The organism is Haladaptatus sp. W1 (assembly GCF_001723155.1).
Taxonomy (GTDB): Archaea; Halobacteriota; Halobacteria; order Halobacteriales; family Haladaptataceae; genus Haladaptatus; species Haladaptatus paucihalophilus.
In genome coordinates this window covers 1-8,418 of the sequence record NZ_MEIH01000113.1, presented here as the reverse complement: position 1 = coordinate 8,418, position 8,418 = coordinate 1, and the positions used below count along the sequence as shown (strand labels likewise).

The following is an 8,418-nucleotide window of genomic DNA, read 5'->3' as shown; positions in this document are numbered from 1 at the left end:
CGGACCTTGGCGGCGACCAACTGGGACGCGAGGTACGGGTCCTCGCTGAATCCCTCGTAGAATCGTCCCCAGCGCGGGTCGCGCTGGAGGTCGGCGACAGGCGAGAAGTTCCAGTGCGTGCCCGTGACGCGCATCGTCCGACTCGTTATCGACGCCATCTCCTCGGCGGCGTCCGCGTCCCACGCCGCGCCGACGCCGTGGTTGTGCGGGAAGATGGTCGCGCCCTGAATGTTGTTGTTGCCGTGAACCGAATCGATGCCGTAGACGAAGGGGACGCCGAGACGGGTGTCCTCGACCATCGCCTTCTGGCGCACGTTGCTTTCAAGCGCCACTTCCTTCGGGTCGAACGACGGAAGATACATGAGCGACCCGGGCTTGTATTTGCGGAGCGCTTCCGCCGGATTCTCCGACGGAATCTCGCTGGCGGCCATCTGCGTCATCTGTCCCACCTTCTCTTCGAGCGTCATCTTGTCGACGAGGTTCGTCACCCGGTCGCTGGGCGCGGTCCGACCGGTGGCAACCGCCGATTCACCGATGTACCCCGCGAGGGCCGCTGCCAATGCGATTCCTCCGGAATGCTGCATGAAATCCCGCCGCGACGAACCATTTGTGGTATCCTTTCGCATGCTCCGAAACCTGAGAAAGGTGAGTGGATAAAATTTTTTCTCTACAAAATATTAATTTCCCATGATTAGATGGATTTTTTGAACAATACCGACTAATCACCACCACACTCGATAAAATGGAGACTACCGATGCCACCCGAAAATCGCTATCGAGGGTGAGCGCGGCCGATTCAGGTCACTCGATTTCGAGCGTGCCGTCCGTGTCGTCTTGCCCTTCCTTCCATTCGAGTTCGAACTCGACGCTGAGTTCGTTTCGGCCGGAGGCCGAACTCTCCCGTTCGGCCTTCACTTCGAACGACGGGCGACTCGGCGGGTCGAGCGTCACCGATTGACCGCCCGCGGTCAACGTGATGGCTTCCCCGCCGTCGAGTTTGTCCGCGACGGTTCGGAGATAGTCGGCGATGTCGCTGCGGCTCTGTGTTTCCTCGGTTTCGAACAGAACTTCTTCTGGCATGGTACTAGAAACGACGCGGACGGTCATAAGTCCAATCCCCCGAACCACATCGTGTGCGACCTCCGAAACTGTCGGAACCGATATCCTTATGGCGAACAGACACATCGGCGATATTGACGATGCACGAGTTGACGGGATTTCAGCGGGACATACTGTACGTAATCGCCGGACACGGCGAACCGCACGGGCTTGCGATTCAGGAGGACCTCGAAGAGTACTACGAGACGGAGGTACACCACGGACGTCTCTACCCGAACCTCGACACGCTCGTCGAGAACGGACTCGTCGAGAAAGGGAAACGCGACAAGCGAACGAACTACTACGCCCTGACCGAGCGCGGCCGGGAACACATCGAAGCGCGCCGCAAGTGGGAAGCGCGGTTCATCGACTAAGCACCGTCGGTCTACCAGTCGGCGTCGTCGCTCTCACCCGGTGTCGGCGGTTGGACGGCCATCCCGTCGGCGGTCACTGACGAGTCGGGGTCCGTCGGTGAATCCGTTTCTTTCGATTCCGCGGAATCGTGCGGCGGTTCCGGAAACTCCTCCCCGTTACGGAGATACGTCGGGTCCACCGCCCACGGCTGAATGGGGCTTCCGGTGATGAGTTCCGGGAGGACGATTTTCACGAAGTGGACGACGAGCACGAGTATCATCGGTCCGAGGAAGATGCCGTACCACCCGAACAGCAGCGGACCGAAGATGTACGCGAGCATCACCATCCCCACGTGCAAGTTACGCCCCGAAACGTACGGTCGCAACACGAGGTCAGGGATGGTGTCCACGATGACGAACGAGACGAGCGCGAACACGGCCGGGAACCAGAGAAGGCCCGGGTCGCGGGCCATCAACGCCTCCGCGCCGATGACGCCGGTCACCGGGAAGTAGACGAGTTTCATCCCGACGACCGGAATCAGGCTGGCGACGCCCGTCAACAACCCGACGACGGTCGGGTACGGAATTCCTATTCCGGGCGGGGCCGCCATATCGAGGAGGTTGTAGGAGATAGCCCCGATGGTCCCCGTCATGAAGGCGTTGAGGATGTTGCCGAAGAAGATGCTGTTGAAGTCCGAATCGACGCGCTGGACGTACGCTTCGAGGACGCCGCCGGTGTCCGCGAAGGTCCGATGAAACCACCGCGAGAGTTTGTGGTCGTCACGAAGCAGATAGAACGCGATGGCGATCATCACGAACAGATGCAGGGCGGCGTTCCCGACGAAGGCGAGGTATTTGTACGTCGAACCGAACGCCTGCTCGATGAGCTTCGTGTTGTCCGCGTTTTCGAGGAGTTGTTCGGGATTCTGGGCGAGCCTGGAGATGTCCCCGTACTGCTGTACCGGTTGGGGAAGCGCGCCGAGATTGGCCGTCCGCGCGACCGTCGTCAGTTCGTGAAACGCGATGATGAGGGTGTACGCGACGAGCAAAATCGCGGGGAGGGCGAGCACGAGTAACGCGACAGCGGCGGCGAGACTCCGCGGGCGAATCCGTCGCTGGAGCCGCCGATACACCGGCCGCGTCGCGTAGTAGAGAAACAGACCGAATACAAACGTCCCGATGAACGAGTAGATGACGAACAGCGCCGCGAGGCCGAGCATCCCACCACCGGCCCACCACGCCGCACGGGACTTGTCAATGTTCCATCCGGAGACCATACAACAGAAGTTTGCGGGCCGGGCTTAAAGATTTCGCGCCCGAAACGGAGATAGCAACAACCCTTTTAACCGACTACCGGCGTAGTACGGGGAGTGTCCGGATTCGAAACCTTGGTCGCGTCGGCTACGTTGGACAGCGATGTCGTCCGTATCGCGCTCGCCGGAGCGCTCGGTCTCTTCCTCGGGTTGGAGCGCGAATGGTCCCAGAAGTCCGCCGGGATTCGGACGTTCACGCTCATCAGCCTCCTCGGCGCGGCGTTCACTATCATTAATAAAGACGTGTTGCTCGCGCTCGGCGGCTTGCTCGTCATCGTCCAAGGGATTCTGCTCGCGGTACAGGGATTGATGGACGACGACGAGGACACCGGCCTGTCGCTCACAACGTCGGTCTCGATGCTCGTTACGTTCGGCGTCGGCGTGCTGGTCGCGGAAGGCTACATCCTCGTCGGCGTCACCGTCGCCGTCGTCTCGTCGCTCCTGCTCGTGTTGAAGCGCGAGCTCCACTCGTTCGCGTGGGGGATGTCACGCGAGGAACTCCGCTCCGCCGCGGAGTTCGCCATCCTCGCGTTCGTTATCTACCCGCTCCTCCCGCCCGGCGAAGTCGGGGTCGGCGGCGTCACGTTGAGCCCCCGTCTCATCTGGTTGATGGTCGTCACCGTCGCCGGTATCGGCATCGCGAACTACGCAGTCGTCGAGACGTACGGCGGTCGCGGGATTGCGGTCACCGGCTTTTTCGGCGGGTTGGCGTCCTCGACGGCGGTGGTCGGCACCATGCTCGACCACGTTCGCCAGCGACCCGAAGCGGCCACCTATGGCGTGGCCGCCATCCTCCTCGCCGACGCCGCGATGGCGCTCCGAAACCTCGTCATCGCGCTGGCGTTCACCCTCGGCAATCCCGACAAGACGCTTTACGGTGCCATCTTCCCGCTCGGCACCATCATCGTCGGCAGCGTCGCCATCGCGGCCTACACGGCCGACTGGTCGCAGGAGATGGACATCGACTTGGAAAGCCCGTTCTCGCTGAGAAACGCGCTCGGGTTCGGCGCCATCTTCCTGCTCGTCGTGGTCGGCGGCGCAGTGGCGAAAAGCCAGTTCGGACAGGCCGGATTCTACCTCACCGCGCTCCTCTCCGGACTCGTGTCGAGCGCGGGCGTGACCGCCTCCGCGGTAACGCTCTACAGCGGCGGGAACCTGAGCCAGCAGACCGCCGTCTTCGGCATCCTGCTGGCGACCGCATCGAGCATCCTCGTCAAGGCGGCGCTGACCATCTCCGCACCGAACCGGACGTTCGCCTACCGAATCGCCGTCTGGAGTACGGTGCTGCTCGCCGGGGCGGGGGTCGCCGCTATCGCCGCTGTCGTGTGAGGGCACACAACGAACTTTTTAAAATGGGGCTATCCGTACCCGCTACATGGACCGAGAAACGGCCGAGCCACGGGTTCGGGACATGCCGGGCCAAAAAGCACGAGAATGGGCAGACTACCATCACCAGTTCGCCGCCCCGACGACGTACGTCTACGATTTTGTCTGGGATTTGACCGAAGACGCTGAAGGGCCGTTCTGTACCGACGTGGACGGGAACGTCCTCCTCGATTTTACCAGCCACGTCGCGGCCGCGCCGCTGGGGTACAACAACCCCAAAATCATGGACAAACTCGACGAGTTCCCGCTCCCCGACCCGACGAAAATCGCCGGGCAGGACTTCTACGCCGCGGGCGGGTGGCCGCCGGAGGACCCCGAGTTCCCCGGACCGACGCAACTGATGGAGCGACTCGTCGATGTGACGAGTCACTACGACATGGACACCGTGTTCCTGTCGAACTCCGGCGCGGAAGCCGTCGAGAACGCCATCAAAATCAGCTACAACCGCGGCGGCCACCGCGCGTTCAACTTCGACGGCGCGTTCCACGGGCGGACGCTCGGCGCGCTCTCGCTCAACCGCTCGAAAGTCGCCCACCGCAAGGGCTACCCCGAGATTCCGGGCATCGTGAGCGTTCCGTACTGTTCCTGTGAGGGAGAGTGTGAGTGTGGCTGGAAGACGAACGGACCGGGCGGCAACGTCATCGCCGACAAACTCGACCCCGGCCAAGGCGTCATCGACCCCGAAGAGGTCTCCTACATCATCCTCGAACCCGTGCAGGGAGAGGGCGGCTACCGCGTCCCGAACGACGAGTTCATCCGCGACATCGCCGAGATTCAGGACACCTACGACATCAACGTTATCGCCGACGAGATTCAGTCCGGCATGGGTCGGACGGGCGAGATGTGGGCGGTCGACCACCTCGACCTCGAACCCGACGTCATCACCAGCGCGAAGGCGCTCCGCGTCGGCGCGACCATCTCGCGTTCGGACGTGTTCCCCGAGGAGAAGGGCCGACTCTCCTCCACGTGGGGTGCTGGCGACGTGCTCTCGTCGCTCCAAGGAGCGCTCACCATCGACGCGATTCACGAACACGACCTGCTCGCCAACGCCGAGGAGCGCGGCCGACAAACGCGCGAACTCATCGCCGACGCCGCGCCGGAATCCGTGGTCGACGTGCGCGGCCGAGGCCTGATGCTCGCCATCGAGTTCGACACGAAGGACCGACGCGAAGCGGTCGTCGACGCCGCGCTCTCGCGCGGCCTCCTCACGCTCGGCTGTGGCTACAAGACGCTCCGTCTCCTCCCGCCGCTCGACGTGACCGAGCGCGAAATCACTCTCGGTGTCAACATCCTACTCGACGCCATCGAGGACGTCGCGTAACGCTATGTCCGTCCGTGACGTTTCTCCCGTATGAGCGTCATGGCAGACCTGTCGATTTCGGGTGAGGAGTTCGTTCTCGGAACCGCCCTGCACACTCACGCCGACGTTCACGTCGAACTGGAGCGCGTCGTCCCGTCTTCCCAACAGGTGCTCCCGTTTTTCTGGGCTATCGGGACCGATTTCGAGACGTTCGAGCGAGACGTGCGTGGCAACCCGAACGTTCAATCGCTCGTGGCGTTGGACAGGATAGAGGGGCGCGTCCTCTACCGGGCCGAATGGAGCGAGGAAGTCGAGAGTTTCATCCACGGCATCGCGGCGGTCGGTGCGACCATCCTCGAAGCCACCGGCAATCGAGTCTGGCGGTTCCGACTTCGGTTCCACGACCACGCCGCACTGTCGGAGTTCCACGACTACTGCGTGGCTCACGACATCCGTTACACGCTGGACCGGGTCGCGACGGATATCGCGGTCGAACGGGAAGAGTTCGGGCTGACGCAGGAGCAACGCGAGACGCTCGTGTTGGCCATCGAAGAGGGATACTTCGACGTCCCCCGCGGCGTGACGCTGACCGAACTCGCCGCAGAACTCGGCGTCACACAACAGTCGGTCTCGGAACGCGTTCGGCGCGGAACCGGAACCGTGCTCGAAGCGGTGCTCCTCGAAGCGGACGAGAATCGATAACGAACCACGTAAAAGAGGGCTGTAATAACAGGCAGTTCTCTATTTGTCACCCCACACTTTCGACCAGACGATGGCAGAAGCGCCAAACGACCGACGACGGACCGAGGCCACAGCGTCAGTAAATCGTCCGACGACCGTCAGCGATACGGTGGAGTCCCTCGGACTGGGAGTCCTCCTTCACATCCCACCGGAGATACACGACGTGTTGGCGGCCGAACCGCGACAGGAAATCGTCGGGTACCTGTACCGAATCGAACGGGAAGTGGCCATCGGGGAACTGGCCGACTACCTCGCCGCGGCCGATAGCGAGTTCGACCGTCAGCGCATGAAAACGAACCTCTATCACACGCACCTCCCAAAACTCGACACGGCCGAATTTATCCGGTGGAACCGTGAGAGCGGGACGGTTCGGCTCGTCCGTTAAAACTGATAGCGGCGCTCGTCGTCTCGCTGGGGGAACTGATCTGCACCCGTCATTTCTTCGAACGTCATCCCCGAGAGATATTCGTCGTACGTGACGTCGTACGCGCTTCGGAGGTGGAAATCGAGGTTCCCCGTCTCCACCGTCGTCTGAAACAGCATGTGTATCGCACGGCGGACTATCTCCTCGGGGTCGTCGGTGTCGAACGCGGTCCCGAGCATGGCGAGTTCGTTGCGCGTTTCGCGGTCGAGCGAGACGGAAAATTCCTCGTCGAGCGACGAATAGGCGGTTTGCACGTCGTCCGTCAGGTCGTCCAGACTCATTGCCGTGAGGTTGGTCGGGAGTCGGATACGGCTTTCGTTCTAGAAGCGCTCCTCACAGAGCCGACAGACGTCCCTGCTGGCGAAATTGCGGGCGTCACAGTGCGGACAGATGATGTAGTGATACGACTGGGGACTCGACTCGCGCGCCGACCGTTTCCCCCGACTCTCTTGGAGCGACATTCCCATCCCGGCGAGCATGAACGTCCCACCTATGGCGACCCACACGGACGGACCGCGGGCGAACACGAGCGGTGCCACCGGAACGACGATGATGGCAACACCGATGAGGAAAAGCGTGGAGGGCCGTACGTGCATCTTGCGGAGATTACGACGACCGTGCAATAAGCCTTCAGATTACACTCCGCTGTGCCAAATATTGTCGTGAACCGCACGATGACGGGGGGCAGTTCACGTTCCGAAAACCGCTAGCGTAAAACGCCTCCGTCCGAAACCGCCACTGATGACCGACACGGCGTGGTCGATTCCCGACATCGACGTGGTGCGCGACGCCCTCGTTTCGTGGTACGAGTCCGACCATCGGACGTTCCCGTGGCGCGAGACGGACGACCCCTACGCCATCCTCGTCTCCGAGGTGATGAGCCAACAGACGCAACTCGGCCGCGTGGTCACGGCGTGGGAGGCGTTCCTCGACCGCTGGCCGACCACCGCCGACCTCGCGGACGCGGACCGCTCCGCAGTCGTGGGATTCTGGACGACTCACAGTTTGGGCTACAACAACCGCGCGAAGTACCTCCACGAGGCGGCGAACCAAGTCGTCTCCGAGTACGACGGCGCGTTTCCCGAGACGCCTGACGAACTCCAGAACCTGCAGGGCGTCGGACCATACACCGCGAACGCCGTCGCCTCGTTCGCGTTCAACAACGGGGACGCCGTGGTCGATACCAACGTCAAGCGCGTCCTCTACCGTGCCTTCGACGTACCCGACGACGATGCCGCCTTCGAGGAGGCCGCGAGCGAACTCATGCCCGACGGGAAATCGCGCGTCTGGAACAACGCCATCATGGAACTCGGCGGGGTGGCGTGCGAGAAGACGCCCTCCTGTGACACCGCGGGATGCCCGTGGCGCGAGTGGTGTCACGCCTACGAGACGGGGGATTTCACCGCCCCGGACGTCCTCACGCAACCCAAATTCGAAGGCTCGCGGCGGCAGATGCGCGGCCGCGTCGTCTCGATTCTGAAGGAGTACGACGAACTCCCGCTCTCGAAACTCGGCCCCCGGGTCCGCATCGACTACGGCGGCGACTACGGCGAGGAGTGGCTCCGAGAGCTGTGTTCGGATTTGGAGGACGACGGGCTGGTGGCGGTCGAGGAGCGAGGCGAGTGGGTCGCGCGACTCAGACGGTAGGGTCGCGCTTCTCGATGATTTCTCGGAGAACGGATTCGGCGTCCCGAAACGTCGCTTCGTCCTCGAATTGCAACCGCTCCGGCGGGTCGTAGACCAGCGACATCGCGCTCATCAGCGCCCGTCCGACCGCCCCCGGAATCGGGTCCGGTTGCCACG

General features: G+C 62.6%; 11 protein-coding genes. 6 read left to right on the top strand and 5 right to left on the bottom strand.

The features are described 5' to 3' along the window. Both BG842_RS06320 and BG842_RS06315 read right to left on the bottom strand, forming a co-directional pair. Window positions 1-584: glycoside hydrolase family 3 N-terminal domain-containing protein (locus tag BG842_RS06320; RefSeq protein ID WP_303645355.1), on the bottom strand; the 584-nt coding region annotated here is incomplete at its 3' end. A gap of 217 nt (window positions 585-801) precedes the next feature. Continuing rightward, on the bottom strand, window positions 802-1,080 hold the full coding sequence (locus BG842_RS06315) for an amphi-Trp domain-containing protein (RefSeq protein ID WP_007977761.1): 279 nt from the start codon (window positions 1,078-1,080) through the stop codon (window positions 802-804). Window positions 1,081-1,199: 119 nt separating this feature from the next. Between BG842_RS06315 and BG842_RS06310 the strand changes: the two genes are divergently transcribed. Beyond that, window positions 1,200-1,472: a PadR family transcriptional regulator gene (locus BG842_RS06310; protein ID WP_069450118.1), complete on the top strand. Its 273-nt coding sequence runs from the start codon at window positions 1,200-1,202 to the stop codon at window positions 1,470-1,472. A gap of 11 nt (window positions 1,473-1,483) precedes the next feature. Here BG842_RS06310 and BG842_RS06305 read toward each other — a convergent pair whose 3' ends face one another. Further along, window positions 1,484-2,728 carry an AI-2E family transporter gene (locus BG842_RS06305; protein ID WP_254662944.1) on the bottom strand — a complete coding sequence of 415 codons (1,245 nt, stop codon included), beginning with the start codon at window positions 2,726-2,728 and terminating at the stop codon, window positions 1,484-1,486. Window positions 2,729-2,821: 93 nt separating this feature from the next. Between BG842_RS06305 and BG842_RS06300 the strand changes: the two genes are divergently transcribed. From BG842_RS06300 to BG842_RS06285, 4 genes are all read left to right on the top strand, one after another. Next, window positions 2,822-4,093 (top strand): MgtC/SapB family protein, encoded by a 1,272-nt coding sequence (locus tag BG842_RS06300; protein WP_069450116.1) that lies wholly within the window; start codon window positions 2,822-2,824, stop codon window positions 4,091-4,093. Window positions 4,094-4,139: 46 nt separating this feature from the next. Continuing rightward, window positions 4,140-5,471, top strand: coding sequence for an aspartate aminotransferase family protein (locus tag BG842_RS06295; RefSeq protein WP_069450115.1), 1,332 nt, complete (start codon window positions 4,140-4,142; stop codon window positions 5,469-5,471). Between the two features lie 30 nt (window positions 5,472-5,501). Beyond that, window positions 5,502-6,152, top strand: a complete 651-nt coding sequence (locus BG842_RS06290) for a helix-turn-helix domain-containing protein (protein ID WP_069450114.1) — start codon at window positions 5,502-5,504, stop codon at window positions 6,150-6,152. 70 nt (window positions 6,153-6,222) lie between these two features. Further along, window positions 6,223-6,576 (top strand): hypothetical protein, encoded by a 354-nt coding sequence (locus BG842_RS06285; RefSeq protein WP_069450113.1) that lies wholly within the window; start codon window positions 6,223-6,225, stop codon window positions 6,574-6,576. On the opposite strand, the gene BG842_RS06280 is transcribed toward BG842_RS06285, so the two are convergent. Both BG842_RS06280 and BG842_RS06275 read right to left on the bottom strand, forming a co-directional pair. Further along, the gene (locus BG842_RS06280) at window positions 6,573-6,896 is read right to left on the bottom strand and encodes a hypothetical protein (protein WP_007977769.1); all 324 of its coding nucleotides are present in this window, start codon (window positions 6,894-6,896) and stop codon (window positions 6,573-6,575) included. The genes BG842_RS06285 and BG842_RS06280 overlap by 4 nt on opposite strands. A 39-nt stretch (window positions 6,897-6,935) precedes the next feature. Continuing rightward, a complete protein-coding gene (locus BG842_RS06275) occupies window positions 6,936-7,211 on the bottom strand; it encodes a hypothetical protein (protein ID WP_069450112.1) in 276 nt (91 codons plus the stop codon). A 145-nt stretch (window positions 7,212-7,356) separates the two neighbouring features. On the opposite strand from BG842_RS06275, the gene BG842_RS06270 reads away from it, so the two are divergent. After that, window positions 7,357-8,262 carry an A/G-specific adenine glycosylase gene (locus BG842_RS06270; RefSeq protein WP_069450111.1) on the top strand — a complete coding sequence of 302 codons (906 nt, stop codon included), beginning with the start codon at window positions 7,357-7,359 and terminating at the stop codon, window positions 8,260-8,262. Window positions 8,263-8,418: the final 156 nt, after the last annotated feature.